This window comes from Streptosporangium sp. NPDC003464 (assembly GCF_053588315.1).
The window spans coordinates 1-19,836 of the sequence record NZ_JBSFPS010000093.1 but is presented as its reverse complement, the minus strand read 5'-3'; the positions used below and the strand labels follow the sequence as shown (position 1 = coordinate 19,836).

Below are 19,836 nucleotides of genomic sequence, written 5' to 3'. Positions count from 1 at the left end.
CGCGTCCCGGGGGGCCTCCGGCGTGACCGGAAGGGGCTAGAAGCGGACGGGCAGCGCCCGCAGCCCGCGGATCAGCGAGCCGTTCCGGTGCCAGGCGATCTCGCCGGGCGGGCAGGCGAGCGCGAGGTCCGGCAGGCGGCGCAGCAGCGTCTCGAAGGCGATCTGGGCCTCCAGGCGGGCCAGCGGCGCGCCCAGACAGAAGTGGATGCCGTGGCCGAAGGCCACGTGGCGGTTGTCGGCCCGGGTGATGTCGAGGGTGTCGGGATCGTCGAACGCCCCGGGGTCGCGGCCCGCCGCGCCGAGACAGACGTGGACCAGGCTGCCCTTGGGGACGGGGACGCCGGCGATCTCCATGTCGTCGGTGGAGAAGCGGAAGGAGGCCCGCTCCACGGGGCCGTCGTAGCGCAGGAACTCCTCGATCGCCGACGGCAGCAGTCCGGGCCGCTCCCGCAGCAGCGCGAGCTGGCCGGGGTGGGTGAGCAGGGCCAGCATGCCGTTGCCGATCAGGTTGACCGTGGTCTCGTGCCCGGCGATGAGCAGCAGCGTGAGCGTGGACAGCACCTCCTCCTCGCTGAGCAGATCCTCCTCGTCGCGGGCGGCGACCATCGCGCTGACCATGTCGTCGCGGGGCCGGGCCCGGCGCTCGGCGATGATCCGGCCGAAGTAGGCGCGCATGGCGTCGTTCGCCTCGGCGCGGTGCCGGGCCTGCTCCTCGTCGAGAGGCGGGGTGATCAGGGAGGTCGACCAGTCACCGAAGGCGTCGCGGTCGTCGACCGGGACGCCCAGCAGCTCGCAGATCACCGTGATCGGCAGCGGGAAGGCGAAGTCGCCGAGCAGGTCGGCGTGCCCCCTGGCGGCCATCGCGTCGACGAGCTCGTCGGTGATCTCCTGGACCCGGGGCCGCAGGCTCTCGGTCCGCCGCGGGGTGAAGGCCCTGGAGACCAGGCGGCGCAGCCGGGTGTGGTCGGGCGGGTCGCTGTTGAGCATGTTGTGCGCGAGCACCGGGTTGCCCTGCCCGAAGATCATGGGGAACAGCTCCGGCCACCGGGCCGGGTTCATGCTCAGGCGGGGGTCGTTGAGGGCCTTGCGGCCGTGCTCGTAGTCGACCACCAGGAAGGCGTCGGTGCCGGGTGGGAAGTCGATCGGGTGGACCGGGCCCCTGTCCCGGAGCGCGCTGTAGGTGGAATGGGGATCCCTGCTGAACTCCGGGCTGAACACGAACTCGGCGGGTAGTTTCTCCGGCATCGGCGCCCCTCAGTGAGATGGATCACACTGTCTCCGCCTCAAGTGTCGCTCGGAGGCGCCGGATGTCGACCTTATATGAGCGGGATCACACGATATGGGATAGATCGTCCGCAGTATCCGGGAGCTCCGCGGCACCGGCCCGCCAGGGAGAGACGGCTCGAAAACCGGCTCGGGAGGACCCGCTCGGAGCACCGGGCGGGAGAGAACTCGGAGCACCGGCCCGGAGAAAAGCGGACGCCCCGGCGGTCGACCGACCGCCGGGGCGTCCCGCCCGGGACCTCGTCAGGCGAGCTTCATGTCCTTGATGATCACCGGGAGCTTGGGGGCGGTGGAGCCGCCGTCGCCGGTGATGTCCTCGGGGTTGACGATCCACCCGCCCGCGGCGATCTTCTCAAGGACGTCCATGCCCTTGGAGACGGTCCCGAAAGGCGTGTAGGCCGGGTCCAGCTGGGAGTTCTCGTCTCCGAGGGAGAACCAGAACTGGCTGCCGTTCTGGTTGCTCGCGTCGGCGGGCTGGGCCAGCGCGACCGTGCCCTTGGCGTACGGTATGCCACCGAGGTTCTCGTCGTCGAAGACGTAGCCCGAGCTGCCCTGGCCGTCGGTGGGGTTCTCGCCGTCGGCCTTGGCCTGCGGGTCACCGCACTGGAGCATGTACACACCGGAGTTCTCCGGGGTGGCCAGGCGGTGGCACTTGGTGTTGTCGTAGAAGTTCTTCCTGGCCAGGAAGGCGAGGGAGTTCACCGCGCAGGGAGCCTGCTGGGTCGCCAGGTCGATCACGACGACACCTTGGTTGGTGGTGATCGTCATGGTCTTCAGCTTCAGGTTGGGCTTGCTCGGCGGCATGCCCACCTTCTTGGCCGGGCTGCCGCTGGTGTCCTTGCGGTAGGTGCAGCTCACCTTGGACGGGTCGATCGGGGCGCTGGGCGTGGCCGAGATCGTCGGCTGCGCGGTGTCGGAGGGGGCCGGCGAGCTCGCGGCCGCGGGCTTGCCGCCGTCGTTGCCTCCGAGCAGGGTCGTCGCGGCGACCAGGCCGCCGACGACGACAACGACCGCGACGCCGGCGCCGATGAAGGTGTTCCGCTTCGCCTTGGTCGCCTGCTCAGCACGCTGGGCCTGACGCTCCTTGTGCTCCCGCGCCAGCTGGCTCTGGCGGTCCTCGCCGCTCACCGCTATGTCCTCCACGATTACCGTTTCATGACTATTGACTGGCGGAAAGCGTACCGGCCTTGGCGTGTGCTGGATGTAAGTGACGTAATCCAGCGCGTGGGACAGGTGGGGAACTCACCGGACACCCTGGTGCATTTCAGAACCTTTCGTGGTGAGATTCCGTATTCGGTGATGAAGAGTCGCGTATGACCGGAGCCCCCGCATGTTCGACGAGATCCTGGGCCTGCCCGCCCATCCCCTGATCATCCACGCCGCCGTGGTCCTGACGCCGCTCCTGGCGGTGCTGGCCGCCGCCCACGCGCTGGCACCGCGCACGCGGGCCGTACTGAAGTGGCCGGTGACGGCGCTCGCGGTGATCGTCCCGATCGCCGTCTTCGCGGCCAGGCAGAGCGGCGAGGCGCTGAAGGACGGGCGGTTCTCCTCGGTCGATAGCCGGCTCGGCCGGCGCATCGCCGAGCACGAGGGCTTCGCCACGCCACTGCTGCTGTCCGCCCTCGCCCTGGGCGTGGTCTCGCTGATCCTCGTCCACCTCTCGTGGGGCGAGCGGTACGGACGGCTGAGCGGGCCGGCCGTCTCGGCGCTCACCGTGCTCGTGGCCGTCGCGGCGCTCTACTACGTGCTGCGCGCCGGGCACAGCGGGGCGGTCGCCGTCTGGGGGAGCTGACCGGGCCGGAGCTCCTTCCACGGGCGGCGGGGCGCCCGCGGGACCGCCTGGACCACATCGAGACGGTGTGGCTCCTTCCGCGTGCGGCGGGGGCGCCCGCGGAAGGAGCCCCGCCGCGCCGGCCGGTCTCCCTCCCGCGCCGGCCGGTCTCCCTCCCGTGCCGGACGGGCGCCCGGCGCGTGGATCCGGCAGCGGCGCCCTGCCGGTACTGTCGGAGCGTGGACAGCCTGTTCGATTCGGCGGCGGAGGAGGCCCATCGCGGCCATGAGCCCCTGGCGGTGCGGATGCGCCCGCGCGGCCTCGACGAGGTGATCGGCCAGCGCCACCTGCTGGGCCCCGGCACGCCGCTGCGCAGGCTCGTCGAGGCCGAGGCGCCGATGTCGCTGTTCCTGTGGGGCCCGCCCGGCACCGGCAAGACCACCCTGGCCTATGTGGTGGCGGGGGTCACCAAGCGCCGCTTCGTCGAGGTCTCCGCCGTGTCCGCGGGCGTCAAGGAGGTCCGCGCGGCCATCGAGCAGGCCCGACGCGAGCTGGGCATGTCCGGCCGCCAGACCGTGCTGTTCGTGGACGAGGTGCACCGTTTCAACAAGGCCCAGCAGGACGCCCTGCTGCCCGCGGTGGAGAACCGCTGGGTCACCTTCATCGGCGCCACCACCGAGAACCCGTTCTTCTCCGTCATCTCGCCGCTGCTGTCCCGCTCGCTCCTGCTGACCCTGGAGTCGCTGTCGGAGGACGACATCCGGTCGGTGCTGGAGCGCGCCGTGGCCGACCCGCGCGGCCTGGACGGCAGGACGAAGCTGGCGCCCGAGGCCGCCGAGCACCTGACGCGGCTGGCCGGGGGAGACGCCCGCAGGTCGCTGACCTACCTGGAGGCCGCCTCGCTGATCGCCGACGGCGAGATCACCGTCGAGGTGGTGGAGCGCGCGGTGGACAAGGCGGCCGTCCGCTACGACCGCCAGGGCGACCAGCACTACGACGTGATCAGCGGCTTCATCAAGAGCATGCGCGGCTCGGACGCCGACGCGGCGCTGCACTACCTCGCCCGCATGATCGAGGCGGGTGAGGATCCCCGATTCATCGCGCGCCGGATCGTCATCTTCGCCTCCGAGGACGTCGGCATGGCCGACCCGACGTGCCTGCAGGTCGCGGTGGCCGCGGCCCAGGCGGTGGAGTTCATCGGCCTGCCCGAAGGACGGCTCAACCTGGCTCAGGCGGTCATCCACTGCGCGCTGGCCCCCAAGTCCAACGCGGTGACCAACGCGATCGGCGCGGCCTCGGAGGACGTGCGGCGCGGCGGCATCGGCCACGTGCCCAACCACCTGCGCGACGCCCACTACGGCGGGGCAGGGAAGCTCGGCCACGGCAAGGGCTACAAATACCCGCACGACTTCGAGCACGGTCTGGTCCGCCAGGACTACGCCCCGCAGGAGCTCCGGGAGCGCCGCTACTACCAGCCCACCCGCCACGGGGCCGAGGCGGCCTTCGCCGACCGCTGGTCCAAGATCCGCTCCTTTCTCCGCGGCCAGTGACCTCCCGAAGGGGGTCGGCGGCCGCCCGGAGGGAGGTCCTCGGCGACCCGCCCGCGCGGGCGTCCGCGGCGTCGAGCTTGCCGCGGCGGGGTTTCCGGCGACTAGCCTGGGTAGGCGCCCCGCGCGGGGCGGGGACGGCCTGACGGCGACGTCCGGCCCCGCGACGCCTCCCGGCCCATGCGGGACGGCCCGTCCGAGACGGCGTGCCGGGGGAGTGGTGCCGGACGCGATAGGGTTTTGCCGTTCCAGCCGGGTCGAGTGAGGAGATCGGCGCATGCTTACCGCCGGAGAGGTCGCAGGACTGATCGTCGCCGTGGCGTGGGTGGTCCTGGTCTGCTTCCTGGCCATGGTCCTGGTGAGGCTGGCCCGGCTGCTCACCGAGACCACCAAGATGGTCTCGGAGCTGGGCGAGCGGGTGGTGCCGCTGCTGGAGGACGTCACGACCACCGTCAGCGAGGCCAACCGCCAGCTCGTGGCCGTCGAGGCGATCGCCGTGGACGTCAAGCAGGTCAGCGGGCACGTCGCCAAGGTCAGTGATGTCGCCCAGACCCTGGTCACCGGGCCGCTGATCAAGATCGCGGCACTCGCTCACGGCGTCCGGCAGGCCCTGCACGTCCGTGGCAGATCGAACCTTCGGATGCTGGAGAGGCGGCGGCGATGATCCGGCGACTGTTCTACATGTCCCTGGGCGCGTTCGGCGCGGTGTGGGCCATGCGTAAGCTGCAGGCACTGCACCCTAACCACCTGGCCCGGCGCGCCGTGCACAGCGCCTCCGGTGCCCTGGAGCAGATGCGGGACTTCGCCGGCGACGCCCTGGAGGGCGCGGCCAAGCGGGAAACCGAGTTGCGATCCAGGTTCGGGCTCGACACTGTTGAGAACACCTATCACTACGATGTAAAGGATGGCCGCTGACATGGAGTCGGCAGAGATCGCCCGCCGCTTCCTGCGCTTCTTCGAGGAGCGTGGGCACGCCGTAGTGCCCTCGGCCAGCCTGATTGCCGAGGACCCGACGCTGCTGCTGGTCCCCGCGGGCATGGTGCCGTTCAAGCCCTACTTCCTGGGCCAGCAGAAGCCGCCCTTCAACCGGGCCACCAGCGCCCAGAAGTGCGTGCGCACCCCCGACATCGAAGAGGTCGGCAAGACCACCAGGCACGCCACGTTCTTCCAGATGCTGGGCAACTTCTCCTTCGGCGACTACTTCAAGGAGCAGGCGATCCCGCTGGCGTGGGAGCTGCTGACCAAGCCGGAGTCCGAGGGCGGCTTCGGCTTCCCCGAGGAGCGCCTCTGGGTCACCGTCTACTACGACGACGACGAGTCCTACGCCATCTGGCACGACAAGGTCGGTGTCCCGGAGGAGCGCATCCAGCGCCGCGGCATGGCCGACAACTACTGGTCGATGGGCGTGCCCGGACCGTGCGGCCCGTGCACCGAGATCTACTACGACCGCGGCCCCGAATACGGCAAGGACGGCGGCCCGATCGCCGACGAGAACCGCTACCTCGAGGTGTGGAACAACGTCTTCATGCAGTTCGAGCGCGGCGCGGGCGGGGTGAAGGAGGACTACCCGATCCTCGGCGAGCTGCCCGCCAAGAGCGTCGACACCGGCATGGGCCTGGAGCGCATGGCGGCGATCCTGCAGGGCGTCGACAACATCTACGAGATCGACACCACCTACAAGATCCTTGAGCGGGCCGCCGAGCTCACCAAGACGCGCTACGGCCGCGACGAGCGCGCCGACGTCTCGCTGCGGGTCATCGCCGACCACGTCCGGACCGGCGTGATGCTCGTCGCCGACGGCGTGCTGCCCTCCAACGAGGGACGTGGCTACGTGCTGCGCCGCATCCTGCGCCGCGCCATCCGCAACCTGCGCCTGCTCGGCGCGGGCGAGGAGCGCTACATGCACGAGCTCACCGCGGTGACCATCGGCGTGATGAGCGACCAATACCCCGAGCTCAAGGTCGACGCCCCGCAGATCCACGGTGTCATCGACGCCGAGGAGGCCTCCTTCCTGGGCACCCTCCGCACCGGCACCGCGATCTTCGACGTGGCCGTGGAGGAGACCAAGCGCAAGGGGCAGGGCACGCTCGGCGGGGAGCAGGCCTTCCAGCTCCACGACACCTACGGCTTCCCGATCGACCTGACCCTGGAGATGGCCTCCGAGCAGGGGCTGAAGGTCGACGAAGAGGGCTTCCGCCGGTTGATGAAGGAGCAGCGCGACCGGGCCAAGGCCGACGCCGCCGCCAAGAAGACCGGCAACGCCGACATCTCGGTGTTCGGGCAGATCCTGGAGAAGACCGGCAAGGTCGAGTTCCTCGGCTACGACCAGGTCAGCGCCGAGTCGGAGGTCATCGGCGTCCTCGTCGGCGGGCTCTCGGTCCCGGCCGCGGGCGCCGGCACCGAGGTCGAGGTCGTGCTGGGCCGCACTCCCTTCTACGCCGAGGGCGGCGGCCAGCTCGCCGACCAGGGCGTCATCCGCACCGACGGGGCCGAGGTGGAGATCGTGGACGTGCAGTCCCCGGTCGCCGGCGTCGTCGTGCACCGCGGAAAGGTCCGCACCGGTGAGATCCGGGTGGGCGACCAGGCCCAGGCCGAGATCGACGTCGAGCGGCGCCGCGCCATCTCCCGCAGCCACACCGCCACCCACCTGGTGCACCGCGGTTTCCGCAACGCGCTGGGCGAGACGGCGGCGCAGGCCGGTTCGGAGAACTCGCCCGGCCGCTTCCGCTTCGACTTCACCGCCGCCGGCGCCGTGGCGCCCAGCATGCTCCGTGACGTCGAGGACGAGGTCAACGCCGTCCTGATCAACGACCTCAAGGTCAACGCCTTCCACACCTCGCAGGCCGAGGCCCGGGCGATGGGCGCGCTGGCCCTGTTCGGCGAGAAGTACGGTGAGACCGTCCGCATCGTCGAGGTCGGCGAATACTCCCGCGAGCTCTGCGGCGGCACCCACGTCTCCAGCTCCGGCCAGCTCGGCCTGGTCAAGGTGCTGGGCGAGGCGTCGATCGGCGCGGGCGTGCGCCGGGTGGAGGCCCTGGTCGGCCTGGACGCCTTCCGCTTCCTGGCCCGCGAGAGCGTGCTCGTCGCCCAGCTGTCGGAGCAGCTCAAGGCCCGCCGTGAGGAGCTGCCCGAGCGGATCGAGGGCATCGTCACCCGGCTGCGCACCGCGGAGAAGGAGCTGGACAAGCTCCGCTCCGCCCAGGTGCTCGCGATGGCGGGCGAGCTGGCCGCCGGTGCCCGGGACCTGCACGGCGTGTCCGTCGTGACGCACCGCGCTCCTGACGGGACCTCCCCCGACGACCTGCGCAGGCTCGCCCTCGACGTGCGCGGCCGCTTCCCCGGTGAGCGCCCCGCGGTCGTCGTCGTCGCCGGCGTCCCCGGCGACCGGCCGGTGGTCGTCGCGACGGTGAACGAGACCGGGCGCGAGCGCGGTCTGAAGGCGGGCCGCCTCGTCGGTGTCGCCGCCAAGGCGCTCGGCGGTGGCGGCGGAGGCAAGGACGACGTCGCCCAGGGCGGCGGGGTCCGTCCCGAGGCGATCGGCGAGGCGCTCGGCGCCGTCGAGCAGGCGATCGCCCAGACGCTCGTCTGACGGCGGGCGCCTGCGGACCGGATCCGGCTCGGGGCGGAGACGATGATGAGAAGCGGTATCCGGATGGGCGTCGACGTCGGCTCGGTCCGCATCGGCGTGGCCCGCAGTGACCCCTCGGGGCTGCTGGCCACGCCGGTGGAGACCGTACGGCGCGGCAAGGGCGACCTGGAACAGCTCGCGGAGATCGCGGCCGAGTACGAGGTCGTCGAGATCGTGGTCGGCCTGCCGACCTCGCTCTCGGGGCGCGAGGGACGGGCGGCCGAGGCCGCCCGCGACTTCGCCGCCCGGATCGCGCAGCGGCTGGCGCACATCCCGGTCCGGCTGTTCGACGAGCGGCTGACCACGGTCACCGCCCAGCAGGGACTGCGGGCCAGCGGTGTGAAGGCCAAGAACCAGCGTGGTGTGGTGGATCAGGCGGCGGCCGTCGTGCTGCTCCAGGCGGCCCTGGACGCCGAGCGCGCCACCGGCACGCCGCCGGGCCGGGCGCTCGACCCGCCGGGCGAGGGGCAGCCCCCCGGCGGAGGATCGAGTGGTGGGGCCGCTCGGTGAGCCCACTGCGGCCGCCTGCGGGTGGCACGGCCCCGTCCCTCCTGGCGGCCGTCACGGTGGCGGGGGTCCGCCACGCCGAGGACGGGCGGAGCCCCGGCCGTCCCGGGGGCGCCGGAGCGACCGGCGGCCGGATCAGGACGCGGGCCCCGCTCCGGTCCGGCGTCACGGTGCGCTACGCACCGCGGCGCGGGACCCCCGAGGTGCCGGAGAAGGACACCCGGGTGAGACCGCCTCACGTCTCCTGTCCGCGGCCCGGATCCCCTGTGTGGCCGGGGGAGAGGGCGCTGCGGACGGCTCTCAGGCCATATCAAGGTGATTGCTTCCGGTTTGTCACAATCGCTCCGGAGCATAGAATCACGAAATTCGCTGATACGGAGAGTGAGTTCGTGAGAGACCGGGAAGACCTGAACCGTTACCTCGGGGCGTGTTGATGCCCGGCGGAACACCTCTCGTTCCGTCGCATGCGGCGACGCGCACCGGCAGGCCTGGAGAAGGTGCCCGGCGAACCGGGGCGTTTGGCCCGGTGTCCCCCCTCGGTTTGGCATACCCGCTTGACGCCAGGCCGCACCTACCGGGAGATTGGCCGGCGACTCTATGAACGATCTCGATATGGACTTCCTGGTCGCCGACGACGACGGTGGGTCGCGGCGCAAGTCTCGCGCGTCCTCGGGCGGCGGGCGGCGCGGCCGTCGCCGTAAGCGCCGCCGCAACCGGGGCGGGTTCCTCGCCCCGATGCTCGCGGTCATCGTCCTGCTGGGCGGCATCGGCGCCGGAGGCTTCTACGGCTACACCTGGCTGCGCGACGTGATGACGCCCGACGACTACACGGGGCAGGGCACCGGCGAGGTCGTCGTGGAGATCAAGGGCGGCCAGAGCGCCTCGGACGTCGCCCAGACCCTGCAGGACAAGGGCGTGGTCAAGAGCGCCCGGGCCTTCGCCGACGCCGTCGCCAAGGCGGGCAAGAGCGCCTCCCTGCAGCCCGGCGAATACACCATGCGCAAGCAGATGTCGGCCGCCGCCGCCGTCGAGCTGCTCGACCCGGCCAAGCGGCTGCTGGAGCGGGTGACCCTCAAGGAGGGCCTGCGCCTGTCCGACACCCTGGAGCAGCTCGCCAAGCAGACCGGCAAGCCGCTCAAGGAGTTCCAGCGGGCCGCCAAGGACGTCAAGGCGCTGGGCCTGCCCTCCTACGCCAAGGGCAGGCTGGAGGGCTACGCCTTCCCGGCCACCTACGAGATCACGCCCAAGATGGAGCCCGCCGACATCCTGACCGCGATGGTCGACCGCTTCCACGAGACCGCCGACAAGGACGGGCTGGTGAAGGAGGCCAAGGCTCTCGGCCGCACCCCGCACGAGATCATGACGATCGCCAGCATCGTCCAGGCCGAGTCCGGCAGCGTCAAGGACATGGGCAAGGTGGCCCGGGTCATCTACAACCGCCTCGGCGGCAACCCCCCGCGCAAGCTGGAGATGGACAGCACGGTGATGTACGGGCTGAACAAGTACGGCGTCGCGGCGACCAACGCCGACCTTGAAAGCGACTCGCCCTACAACACCTACGCGCGGCCCGGTCTGCCGCCGGGACCGATCGCCAACCCCGGCGACCACGCCATCCAGGCGGCGCTCCACCCGACCAAGGGCGACTGGATCTGGTTCGTGACCACCGACACCAAGCGCGGCATCACCAAGTTCACCTCCTCCGAGACCGAGTTCTTCCAGTTCAAGGCGGAGTTCGAACAGAACCAGAGGGGCGGATGATGAAGGCGGCGGTGCTCGGGTCCCCCATCGCGCACTCGCTCTCCCCCTCCCTGCACCGCGCCGCCTACGAGGCCCTGGGCCTGTACGACTGGCGCTATGAGGCGATCGAGTGCGACGAGGCCGGGCTGCCCGCCCTGATCGGCGGCTCCGGCCCCGAGTGGGCGGGGCTGTCGCTGACCATGCCGCTCAAGCGGGCCGTGCTGCCGCTGCTCGACACGGTCTCCGAGCTCGCGGTCCAGGTGGGCGGGGCCAACACCGTGGTCTTCCGCGACGGTGCCCGGCACGGTGACAACACCGACGTCCACGGCATCGTGCAGGCGCTCGCCGAGGCGGGCGTGACCCGGCCCCGGGCGGCGACGATTCTCGGCGGGGGAGCGACGGCGGCCTCCGCGCTGGCCGCGCTGCGCGAGCTGGGCCTGGCCGAGGCGGCCCTGGTGGTCCGTGAGCCGGCCAGAGCCTGGGAGACCGCGGAGGCGGCGGAGCGGCTGGGCATGGCCCTGAAGGTGCGGACCTTCGACAAGCTCGACGCCACCCTGGAGGTGGACCTGGTCGTCTCGACCCTGCCCGCCGGAGCCGCCGACGACCTCGCCGGCCGGGTCTCCGGGGTGCCCGCGCTCTTCGACGTGGTCTACGCGCCGTGGCCCACCCGCCTGGCCGCGGCCGTGGCGGAGCGGGGCGGCGCGGTGATCGGCGGCTTCCCCATGCTTCTGCACCAGGCGGTCCGGCAGGTCGAGCTGATGACCGGCCGGACCGACGTGCCGGTGGAGACGATGCGGGCGGCGGGCAAGGCCGAGATCGTCAGACGAGCCGCTCCGGAGAGCTGACCGTCCCGGTGCCGTAGGGCCTGAAGCCGCGCCGGGCGACGACGGCCAGGACGCCGACGAGCAGGATCTCCACCAGGGACAGGAACCACCTGCCGTCGAAGGTTCTGCGGATCAGGCCGTCGCCGTACATCAGGAGCAGCATCGGCGACAGCAGCAGGATCGCCCGGCGGCCGGCCGGGGTGCGGCTGCCGGCCCCGCAGGCCATGGCGACCAGGGCCGGGCCGAGCAGGACGTTGGCGTAGTCGTCGGCCGACCAGCCGTACCAGAACGCGGTCGCCGCCGCCAGCGCCACCGTGCTGACGGCGGCCCACAGCAGCAGTCTCCGGCGGCCGATGAGCTCGGCGCCCTCGGCGGGACGCGGCGCGGCGGTGAGCAGCAGAGCTGGGATCAGAACGGGCAGCGCCCAGAGCGCCTGCTCGGCGAGGGTGGGCACGCCGACCGGGGGGTAGGCGCCCGGCCCACCCGTCCGCTCGACCAGGTCCGCGGTGGCCACGGCGGTGACGACGGGACCGGCGAGCCCGAGGATCCACGCGGCGGCCGCCGCCGTCCAGCGCAGGCCGCGCAGCGCGAGCCCCACGATCAGCGCGTTCGGCAGGAGGCCGACGAGTCCCAGCAGGTTGTAGGCCGACAGGCCCGGATCGCTCGGCCACAGCAGCACGACCGTCCCGGCGACCTGGACGACGAGCAGGTAGACGGGGGCGACGACGGCGGCGACGTTCAACGCGTCGCGCCAGTGCGTGGCGGCCTCGGGCCCGAGGAACCGCTGGAGGCGGATCTGCACCCCGCCCCGGACCAGGTCGAGGGCGTCGCGTGGGTCCGGCAGCCTGCGCCCCGGCTCGGCTCCGGCCAGCAGCACCCCGATCATCTCCTCCTCGTGGCGCGCCCTGTGCTCCCGGGGGTAGCAGGCCATGAGCCTGCGGTAGCGCCTCTCCAGAGGGTTCACGCGGCGCCTCCGGCGAGGCCGCGACGGAACAGCATGCCGCCGGCCGGCCGGGCACGCAGGCGGGTGGCGGCGGCCACGGCGTTGCGGCGCAGCCGTTCGGCCTCTGCCGCCAGGCGGCCGGCGCCGTCGCCGGTCAGCCGGTAGTAGCGCCGCAGGCGGCCGTCCACGACCTCCTCGCGGTCGGCGGTGACGAGACCCTCGGACTGGAGGCGGTCGAGGGCGGCGTAGAGGGTGCCCGCGCGCAGGCGCACCCGGCCGTCGGAGATCTCCTGGACGTCGGTGATCACCCCGTAGCCGTGCTGGGGCCCGGCGGCCAGGGCCGTGAGGATCAGGAACGTGGGCTCCTGCATCGATCGCTCGTTCATACTGTCGTTATATAACGACCATCGGTATATCGCGCAACAGTTCTCGGGATCGCGTCGGCGGCGGGGATGTCGCGGGATGATTCTGTGGACGTGGGGGGTTGTGGTAATGTAACTACTCGATCGGTCCGGCATGCCTGCTGGACGCGCAAGCGGAGGTTCACCTCCCACCTGGTCGACCGCAAGGTCGGCAGGTCAAGGATCACACCGGATAACTCCGGAGAGCTCAAGGTGTCAGATCCGATGAGCTCATGTGGCCCCGCATGCGCGACGTGCGGGGCATTTCGTGCTTCCAGACCTGCCAACGGCCTGCGTTCCACGACCTCCCGGCACGATCGAGCATGTGGCAGCCGCCTGCGAAGGCGGCTGCGGATCGCAACCTAGGAGGCCCCATCAGCGCCGAGCCCCGCATCAACGACCGTATTCGCGTCCCCGAGGTCCGCCTCGTCGGCCCGAACGGCGAACAGGTTGGCATCGTCTCCATCGGCGATGCTCTGAAGCTGGCTCAGGAGTCCGACCTCGACCTCGTTGAGGTCGCGGCGACGGCCCGCCCGCCCGTGTGCAAGCTCATGGACTACGGCAAGTTCAAGTACGAGTCCGCGATGAAGGCACGTGAGGCGCGGCGTAACCAGGCGTACACGATCATCAAGGAGATCAAGCTCCGGCCGAAGATCGACCCGCACGACTACGAGACCAAGAAGGGTCACGTGGTGCGGTTCCTCAAGGCGGGAGACAAGGTCAAGGTCACGATCATGTTCCGCGGGCGGGAGCAGTCCCGGCCCGAGCTGGGCTTCCGGCTCCTGCAGCGCCTGGCGGAGGACGTCACGGAGCTCGGCTTCGTGGAGTCCCAGCCCAAGCAGGACGGCCGAAACATGATCATGGTGATCGGCCCGCACAAGAAGAAGGCCGAGGCCAAGGCCGAGAAGGCGGCGGCCAAGGCGCGGCGTGACGAGGACTCCGTGGAGGGTCAGGCGCCCGTCGAGGACGAGGTGGCCGCTCCGCAGGAGTGACTCGCATAGCCTGAACCGTCAGGTAGTCGCGAGATTAAGCCGAGACCGGGTCCGGTCTCGCAGTCAGGCATGCCCTTGACTCGGGTTACCGGCCCGGGACATCGGCACGATCGAGGGAGAGACGGCTGAGATGCCGAAGATGAAGACGCACAGCGGTGCGAAGAAGCGATTCCGGCTCACCGGTTCCGGCAAGATCAAGCGCCGCCGGGCCAACCGCGCGCACTACAACGAGTGGAAGTCGTCCACCTTGACGCGTCGTCTCAAGTCCGAGGTCGTGCTCTCCGATGCCGACGCCAAGAAGATCAAGAAGCTGCTCGCTAAGTAACGGCCCCCGGGGAGATAGATACACATGGCACGCGTGAAGCGGGCGATCAACGCCAAGAAGAAGCGCAAGGTCGTTCTCGAGCGGGCGAAGGGCTACCGGGGCCAGCGGTCCAGGCTGTACCGCAAGGCCAAGGAGCAGATGCTCCACTCGATGACCTATGCCTACCGCGACCGCAAGGACCGCAAGGGCACCTTCCGCCGTCTCTGGATCCAGCGCATCAACGCCGCTGCCCGCCAGAACGGCATCACCTACAACCGGCTCATCCAGGGTCTGCGCCTGGCCTCCATCGAGGTCGACCGCAAGATCCTCGCTGACCTCGCGGTCAACGACGCCGCCACGTTCGCGACGCTGGTCGAGGCCGCCAAGAAGGCGCTCCCGGCCGACGTGAACGCGCCGGTCGCCGGCTGAATCCGGCACTGACGAGCGTGCGGCCCACAGCGATCACGCTGTGGGCCGCATTCGCATTCTTGGGGGGACGGGCATGGCGGGATCTGAGCTGACCAACATCAAGTCGCCGAGGGTCAAGGCCGTGCGGCGGCTGACCAAACGGGCCTTCCGGGACCGGGACCGGTCCTTCCTCGCCGAGGGGCCGCAGGCCGTCCGCGAGGCGCTGGCGCTGGACGGCGTCGTGGTGGAGCTGTTCGCCACGGCCGAGGCAGGGACGCGCCACGCCGACATCGTCGCCGCCGCCACCGCCGCGGGGGTGCCCGTCCACCGGGCCAGCGGCGAGGTCATGGCCGAGCTCGCCCAGACCGTCACCCCGCAGGGGCTGCTGGCGGTGTGCCGGTTCGTGCACGTGGCCCTGGACCGCGCCGTCACCGCCGACGCCAGGCTGGTGGCCGTGCTCGCCCACGTCCGGGACCCGGGGAACGCCGGGACCGTGCTGCGCACCGCCGACGCGGCGGGTGCCGACGCGGTCGTCTTCACCGACGCCTCGGTGGACCCCTACAACGGCAAGTGCGTCCGGGCCAGCGCGGGCAGCCTGTTCCACCTCCCGGTCACCACCGGGGCGCCGGTGGCGCAGGCCGTGCGGCGGCTGAAGGACTCCGGGCTGCGGGTGCTCGCCGCCGACGGCGCCGGCGAGCGGACCCTCGACGACGTGGACCTGTCCGGTCCGACCGCCTGGGTCTTCGGCAACGAGGCGTGGGGACTGCCGGAGGAGATCCTGCGGCTGACCGACGAAGTGGTCCGCGTGCCGATCTACGGCCGGGCCGAGAGTCTCAACCTCGCGACCGCCGCCGCGGTGTGTCTGTACGCATCTGCCCGATCTCAGCGGGCCGGTTCCCGGACCCCCGCTCCGAGGCTGCCGTAGAACGCGGGAAACCCGCTATTGTCGGCGTTGTAGCGTCGAGGAGGCGGGGTCGTGCACGGCGAACACACCGACGAGCGGAGCGCTGATTCCGCCTGTGTGATCGACGTGGACGAGCTCCCCGACGGCCTCGTCGTCACCGACCGGGACGGCCACGTGCTGGCCGTCAACCGGGCCGCGACCCGCCTGACCGGGATCACCCGCGACCAGGCCGCCGGACGGCACCTGCGGGACGTGTTCTCCTTCCACGACCACGACGGGCGCGACTGGTGGAAGTGGTTCGACACCTACGGCGGGCTGCCCACCCGCAGCCGCCAGCCCGAGCTCCCGCTGCGCACCCCGGGCGGCCAGGAGATGCTCGTGGCCGCCCGTCTGGTGCGCAGGCCCGAGCGGGGCGGTGAGATCGTCCGCGTGGTGATCACGATGCGCGACGCCGGCGCCCGCGCCCGCCTGGAGCGCAGCCGCGCCGACCTGGTCTCCACCGTGGCCCACGAGCTCCGCTCCCCGCTCACCAGCGTCAAGGGCTTCACCGCGACCCTGCTGGCCAAGTGGACCCGCTTCACCGACAACCAGAAGCTCGTCATGCTGGAGACGGTCAACGCCGACGCCGACCGGGTGACCCGGCTGATCACCGAGCTGCTCGACGTCTCCCGCATCGAGTCCGGGCGGCTGGAGATCCACCGCCAGGTGGTCGACATCCCGGCCAGGGCCCGCAAGGTCATCGCCGGGCGGGTCGCGGCGGGGGAGCCGGAAGACCGTTTCCGGCTGGAGGTCCTGGGCGAGCTGCCCGAGACCTGGCTCGACCAGGACAAGATCGACCAGGTGCTGGCCAACCTGCTGGAAAACGCGGTCCGCCACGGGCGCGGTACGGTGACAGTAGCCATCGAGCCGAACGAGTGGGGAGTGACCGTGTCCGTCCGTGACCAGGGAGAGGGCATCCCGCCCGAGCTGGCCACGCGCGTGTTCCGGCAGTTCTGGCGGGGCAACGCCCGCCGCCGCGGTGGCACCGGGCTCGGCCTGTTCATCGTCAAGGGCCTGATCGAGGCCCACGGCGGCACCATCTCCGTGCAGCGGGGGCCCGAGGGCGGGGCCGAGTTCCGATTTATGGTGCCCACCGGCACCCCTGACTTCGCCTGAGCGTGGATGCAGGCCCGGTGGGCTTCCCCGACTAGACTCGTTGCCGCTTAAGCCCTGGATTCGGAGCTCTCTTGTCTAACTACGACCCGGTTGAGGTGACCCCGCTGCACGCCGATGAGATGGTGCGCATGCAGGCCGACGCGCTCGACGCCATCAAGGCGGCGCGCGACCTCGACGAACTCAAGCAGGTACGGCTCGCGCACGCCGGTGACCGCTCGCCGATCGCCCTGGCCAACCGTGAGATCGGCGCCCTGCCGCCGGCGGCCCGCGCCGAGGCGGGCAAGCGCATCGGCGGTGCCCGCAAGGCCGTCTCCGAGGCTCTCGCCGAGCGCCAGGCCCAGCTGGAGGCCGAGCGTGACGAGCGGGTCCTCGTCGAGGAGACCGTCGACGTCACGCTGCCCTGGGACCGCGCCCCGCGCGGCGCCCGGCACCCTCTGACCACCCTGCAGGAGCGCGTCGCCGACGCGTTCGTCGCGATGGGCTACGAGGTGGCCGAGGGCCCCGAGCTGGAAGGCGAGTGGTTCAACTTCGACGCGCTGAACATCTCGCCGGACCACCCGGCGCGCTCGGAGCACGACACCTTCTTCGTGGAGTCGGTCGACTCCGGCATGGTGCTGCGCACGCAGACCTCGCCGGTGCAGATCCGGGCCCTGCTCAGCCGGAGCCTGCCGGTCTATGTGATCTCACCCGGCAAGGTGTTCCGCACCGACGAGCTCGACGCCACCCACACCCCGGTCTTCCACCAGGTCGAGGGGCTGGCGGTCGACGAGGGCCTGACCATGGCCCACCTCAAGGGCACCCTCGACCGGTTCGCCGAGGTCATGTTCGGCGAGGGCATCACGACCAGGTTCCGGCCGAACTACTTCCCGTTCACCGAGCCGTCCGCCGAGATGGACCTGAAGTGCTTCGTCTGCCGGGGCGCCTCCGCGGTGCCCGGCAACCCGCACTGCCGCACCTGCAAGTCCGAGGGCTGGATCGAGTGGGGCGGCTGCGGCATGGTCAACCCGCGGGTGCTCATCGCCTGTGGCGTCGACCCCGGCCGCTACAGCGGCTTCGCTTTCGGCATGGGCATCGAGCGCACGCTGATGTTCCGCCACAACGTCGAGGACATGCGCGACATGGTCGAGGGAGACGTCCGCTTCACGCTCCCGTTCGGGATGGAGGTCTGATGAAGGTCCCGCTTTCATGGCTGCGGGAGTATGTCGATCTCCCCGCCGTCACCGCCCAGGAGGTCGCCGACAGGCTCACCGCCGCGGGCCTCAAGCTGGAGGCCGTCACCTCCTACGGCCACGACGTCAAGAACGTGGTCGTCGGCGAGGTGCTCGCCATCGAGGAGCTGCAGGGCTTCAAGAAGCCCATCCGGCACTGCCAGGTCGAGGTGGGGGAGGCCGCGCCGCGTGAGATCGTCTGCGGCGCGACCAACTTCGCCGTCGGTGACCGGGTGCCGGTCGTGCTGCCCGGCGGAGTGCTGCCCGGCGGCTTCGAGGTCGGCGCCCGCAAGACCTACGGGCGGATGTCCGAGGGCATGATCTGCTCCGAGCGCGAGCTCGGGCTGAGCGACGAGCATGCCGGCATCATGGTGCTGGCCGAGGGCACCCCGATCGGGGCCGACGTGGTCGAGCTGCTCGGCCTGCGCGACGACGTGATCGAGCTGGAGATCACCCCGGACATCGGCTACGCGCTGTCGATCCGCGGTGTGGCCCGCGAGGCGGCCACCGCCTTCGGCTCGGCCTTCCTCGACCCGGCCGACGTCTCCCCGCCCGCCGGCGCGGGTCCGTCCTATCCGGCCTCCATCGCCGACCCGACGGCCTGCGACCGCTTCGTGCTGCGCGAGGTGCAGGGCTTCGACCCGGCGGCGCCCAGCCCGCTGTGGCTGCGCGTACGGCTCACCCGCGCCGGCATGCGCCCGGTCTCGCTGGCCGTCGACGTCACCAACTACGTGATGCTGGAGCTCGGCCAGCCCCTGCACGCCTTCGACGCCGCCAGGCTGACCGGCGGGATCGTGGTGCGCCGGGCCGAGCCGGGCGAGACGCTGGAGACGCTCGACCACGTCGTCCGCAAGCTCGACCCGGAAGACGTCCTGATCACCGACGCGTCGGGGGCGATCTCGATGGCCGGGACCATGGGTGGCCTGCACACCGAGATCTCCGGGGCCTCCACCGACATCGTGATCGAGGCCGCGCACTTCGCCGCCAGCGGCGTGGCGCGGATGTCCCGCCGCCACAACCTGGTCAGCGAGGCGTCCAAGCGCTTCGAGCGGGGCGTGGACCGGGAGCTGCCGCTGTACGCCTCCTGGCGCGCGGCCCAGCTCCTGGCGGAGCTCGGCGGCGGCACGATCCAGCCGGGCGTGACCCACGCCGAGGCCGAGGTCGAGCCGGTCCGCATCTCCATCCCGAGCGGCCACCCCGGCAAGGTCGCCGGGATCGGCTACGACCGGGAGACCGTGATCCGCCGCCTTGAGCAGGTCGGCTGCACGGTCACCGGCGGCGCGGTCGCCCCCGCCGACGAGATCGCCGCCAAGCTCGCGGTCACCGGCGACGACATGCTGACGGTGACCCCGCCCTCCTGGCGGCCCGACCTCACCGACCCGAACGACCTCGCCGAGGAGGTCATCCGGCTCGAAGGCTACGAGAACCTGCCCTCGATCCTGCCGGCCGCCCCGGCGGGCGCCGGTCTCAGCGAGGGCCAGCGGCTGCGCCGCCGGGTGGGCCGGGCGCTGGCCGCCTCCGGCTACGTCGAGATCCTGGCCTACCCCTTCGTCGGGGAGCGTGACTTCGACAACCTGCAGCTGCCCGCCGACGACGCGCGCCGCCGGGCCGTACGGCTGGCCAACCCGCTCAGCGAGGACGAGCCGCTGATGCGGACCACGCTGCTGCCGGGGCTGCTCAAGACGCTGGTCCGCAACGTGGGCCGGGGGTTCGGCGACACCGCGCTGTTCGAGACGGGCCTGGTCTACCGGCCGTCCCAGGGCGCGGCCAAGAGCGCGCCGGTGCTCGGGGTGGACCGCAGGCCGAGCGAGGAGGAGCTCGCCTCCATCGAGTCCGCGCTGCCCGCCCAGCCGCTGCGGGTGGCAGCCGTGCTGGCCGGGGAGTTCGAGGGCTCCGGATGGTGGGGCCAGGGACGGGCGGCCGCCTGGGCGGACGCCGTCGAGGCGGCCCGCACGGTGGCCCGCGAGGCCGGGGTCACCCTTGAGGTCCGCGCCGACCGGCACGAGCCCTGGCACCCGGGCCGCTGCGCGGCCCTGTACGCCGGGGACGTGCTCGTCGGTCACGCCGGTGAGCTGCACCCGCGCGTCATCGAGGCCTACGGCCTGCCCGCGCGCACCAGCGCGGTGGAGCTGGAGCTGACCAGGCTGGAGCCGCTGTCGGCCGGTCCGGCGACGATCTCGGCTGACTTCATGGCCGAGTCGTTGATGGGCACGATCTGGTCGG

Annotated in this window: 19 protein-coding genes; 15 read left to right on the top strand and 4 right to left on the bottom strand. The window is 71.5% G+C overall.

The window, feature by feature from the left end:
* Window positions 1–36: 36 nt before the first annotated feature.
* Window positions 37–1,245 carry a cytochrome P450 family protein gene (locus ACWDS7_RS21420; RefSeq protein ID WP_451930686.1) on the bottom strand — a complete coding sequence of 403 codons (1,209 nt, stop codon included), beginning with the start codon at window positions 1,243–1,245 and terminating at the stop codon, window positions 37–39.
* A 282-nt stretch (window positions 1,246–1,527) separates the two neighbouring features.
* Window positions 1,528–2,412 carry a peptidylprolyl isomerase gene (locus ACWDS7_RS21415; protein WP_451930685.1) on the bottom strand — a complete coding sequence of 295 codons (885 nt, stop codon included), beginning with the start codon at window positions 2,410–2,412 and terminating at the stop codon, window positions 1,528–1,530.
* A 202-nt stretch (window positions 2,413–2,614) separates the two neighbouring features.
* Between ACWDS7_RS21415 and ACWDS7_RS21410 the strand changes: the two genes are divergently transcribed.
* The 8 genes from ACWDS7_RS21410 (at window position 2,615) to ACWDS7_RS21375 (ending at window position 11,319) form a co-directional block, all read left to right on the top strand.
* Window positions 2,615–3,076, top strand: a complete 462-nt coding sequence (locus ACWDS7_RS21410) for a hypothetical protein (protein WP_451930684.1) — start codon at window positions 2,615–2,617, stop codon at window positions 3,074–3,076.
* A 218-nt stretch (window positions 3,077–3,294) separates the two neighbouring features.
* On the top strand, window positions 3,295–4,605 hold the full coding sequence (locus tag ACWDS7_RS21405) for a replication-associated recombination protein A (RefSeq protein WP_451930683.1): 1,311 nt from the start codon (window positions 3,295–3,297) through the stop codon (window positions 4,603–4,605).
* 274 nt (window positions 4,606–4,879) lie between these two features.
* Window positions 4,880–5,266, top strand: a complete 387-nt coding sequence (locus ACWDS7_RS21400; protein ID WP_306868731.1) for a DUF948 domain-containing protein — start codon at window positions 4,880–4,882, stop codon at window positions 5,264–5,266.
* Complete coding sequence (locus tag ACWDS7_RS21395; protein WP_306868732.1) at window positions 5,263–5,517, top strand: hypothetical protein; 255 nt, start codon at window positions 5,263–5,265, stop codon at window positions 5,515–5,517. The genes ACWDS7_RS21400 and ACWDS7_RS21395 overlap by 4 nt, the downstream gene beginning before the upstream one ends.
* 1 nt (window position 5,518) lies before the next feature.
* Entirely contained in the window at window positions 5,519–8,191 is a 2,673-nt protein-coding gene (alaS, locus tag ACWDS7_RS21390; RefSeq protein WP_451930694.1) for an alanine--tRNA ligase, read from the top strand.
* A gap of 45 nt (window positions 8,192–8,236) precedes the next feature.
* Complete coding sequence (ruvX, locus tag ACWDS7_RS21385) at window positions 8,237–8,740, top strand: Holliday junction resolvase RuvX (RefSeq protein ID WP_451930682.1); 504 nt, start codon at window positions 8,237–8,239, stop codon at window positions 8,738–8,740.
* A 594-nt stretch (window positions 8,741–9,334) separates the two neighbouring features.
* Entirely contained in the window at window positions 9,335–10,495 is a 1,161-nt protein-coding gene (gene mltG / locus ACWDS7_RS21380) for an endolytic transglycosylase MltG (RefSeq protein ID WP_306868736.1), read from the top strand.
* On the top strand, window positions 10,495–11,319 hold the full coding sequence (locus tag ACWDS7_RS21375) for a shikimate dehydrogenase (protein WP_306875646.1): 825 nt from the start codon (window positions 10,495–10,497) through the stop codon (window positions 11,317–11,319). The genes mltG and ACWDS7_RS21375 overlap by 1 nt, the downstream gene beginning before the upstream one ends.
* Here ACWDS7_RS21375 and ACWDS7_RS21370 read toward each other — a convergent pair.
* Complete coding sequence (locus ACWDS7_RS21370) at window positions 11,294–12,262, bottom strand: hypothetical protein (RefSeq protein WP_451930681.1); 969 nt, start codon at window positions 12,260–12,262, stop codon at window positions 11,294–11,296. The genes ACWDS7_RS21375 and ACWDS7_RS21370 overlap by 26 nt on opposite strands.
* Complete coding sequence (locus ACWDS7_RS21365; protein ID WP_451930680.1) at window positions 12,259–12,627, bottom strand: PadR family transcriptional regulator; 369 nt, start codon at window positions 12,625–12,627, stop codon at window positions 12,259–12,261. Before ACWDS7_RS21365 ends, ACWDS7_RS21370 begins: the two co-directional genes overlap by 4 nt.
* A 338-nt stretch (window positions 12,628–12,965) precedes the next feature.
* Here ACWDS7_RS21365 and infC point away from each other — a divergent pair, with 338 nt between their 5' ends.
* The 7 genes from infC to pheT all read left to right on the top strand — a co-directional run.
* Complete coding sequence (gene infC / locus ACWDS7_RS21360; protein WP_442480491.1) at window positions 12,966–13,634, top strand: translation initiation factor IF-3; 669 nt, start codon at window positions 12,966–12,968, stop codon at window positions 13,632–13,634.
* 130 nt (window positions 13,635–13,764) lie between these two features.
* Complete coding sequence (gene rpmI, locus ACWDS7_RS21355; protein WP_306868740.1) at window positions 13,765–13,959, top strand: 50S ribosomal protein L35; 195 nt, start codon at window positions 13,765–13,767, stop codon at window positions 13,957–13,959.
* 24 nt (window positions 13,960–13,983) lie between these two features.
* Complete coding sequence (gene rplT / locus ACWDS7_RS21350; protein WP_012892552.1) at window positions 13,984–14,367, top strand: 50S ribosomal protein L20; 384 nt, start codon at window positions 13,984–13,986, stop codon at window positions 14,365–14,367.
* A 73-nt stretch (window positions 14,368–14,440) separates the two neighbouring features.
* Complete coding sequence (locus ACWDS7_RS21345) at window positions 14,441–15,271, top strand: TrmH family RNA methyltransferase (protein ID WP_306868743.1); 831 nt, start codon at window positions 14,441–14,443, stop codon at window positions 15,269–15,271.
* A 51-nt stretch (window positions 15,272–15,322) separates the two neighbouring features.
* The gene (locus ACWDS7_RS21340; RefSeq protein ID WP_451930679.1) at window positions 15,323–16,405 is read left to right on the top strand and encodes an ATP-binding protein; all 1,083 of its coding nucleotides are present in this window, start codon (window positions 15,323–15,325) and stop codon (window positions 16,403–16,405) included.
* 119 nt (window positions 16,406–16,524) lie between these two features.
* Window positions 16,525–17,574 (top strand): phenylalanine--tRNA ligase subunit alpha, encoded by a 1,050-nt coding sequence (gene pheS, locus ACWDS7_RS21335; protein ID WP_451930693.1) that lies wholly within the window; start codon window positions 16,525–16,527, stop codon window positions 17,572–17,574.
* The coding region (gene pheT / locus ACWDS7_RS21330; protein ID WP_451930678.1) for a phenylalanine--tRNA ligase subunit beta at window positions 17,574–19,836 on the top strand (2,263 nt) is incomplete at its 3' end. The genes pheS and pheT, both read left to right, overlap by 1 nt.